The organism is Parendozoicomonas verongulae, from assembly GCF_009711465.1.
GTDB classification, from domain to species: Bacteria; Pseudomonadota; Gammaproteobacteria; order Pseudomonadales; family Endozoicomonadaceae; genus Sansalvadorimonas; species Sansalvadorimonas verongulae.
In genome coordinates this window covers 2,355-3,114 of the sequence record NZ_SMME01000688.1, presented here as the reverse complement: position 1 = coordinate 3,114, position 760 = coordinate 2,355, and the positions used below count along the sequence as shown (strand labels likewise).

General features: G+C 47.2%; 1 protein-coding gene. It reads right to left on the bottom strand.

Annotation, left to right across the window (positions count from 1 at the left end):
- Window positions 1–146: 146 nt before the first annotated feature.
- Window positions 147–760: hypothetical protein (locus tag E1189_RS02875; protein ID WP_196221115.1), on the bottom strand; the 614-nt coding region annotated here is incomplete at its 5' end.

The following is a 760-nucleotide window of genomic DNA, read 5'->3' as shown; positions in this document are numbered from 1 at the left end:
GCCTCCTCCATAGTTTGGTTGTAAGTTCATGCGCTGAATAAGCCTTTGTGCCTGGAAGTGTTCGTGAAGCCAATGTCTGGTATGGATTCTGGCGAGGGTACAAAGGTTCAACACTCGTCACGGTCACTGACAGGGCGGTCTGAGATTTAATGTGGGGAGGTAGTCATACGCTTCAATAGCTGTTGCTCCCTTTGTCTCCAGGGTTCATTTTTCTTCAGTTTATTTCGATAGGGTTCAAGGTTGCGGGCTAGAGCAAAGAGTGATTCTTCTTTCTGTTTGAACTCATGTTGCTTGTTTTCTTTAATATCCAAAGCTTTCAGCATAGATTTCGGCCAAACGGATAAAAGGCGGTAGCAGTGACTCAGTTGAGTGATGCAGGATGCACTGGTGCCTTCACTTTTTTCTACCGCAAGCGCTGCCCAATGTAATGCTTGCCCCAGAAGAACTGCATGTTCAGGTAAGATGGTCTCAACTTGCGTTAATTCCCTGAAGTTACGCACACTAAAAAACAGGCTGGTTTCGAACCCTGAAAACAACCGTTTTTCGAGTTGCAAATTATCAAATGATCCCCACGCTCCCATATCAAGGAAAATAGCGGCTATACCCAGTTCGATCTCCTTATCATCACAGGCAGTATTTGCCACCCCACCGGCTGCCCGGGTACGCAGCCTGGTGAATATCTCTAAAGCTGCTTTCAGGTTATCCATGCCTCCAATAGTCTGGAGATGCCGGCCCAGTGCCAACTCGATTTCCCTGTCAG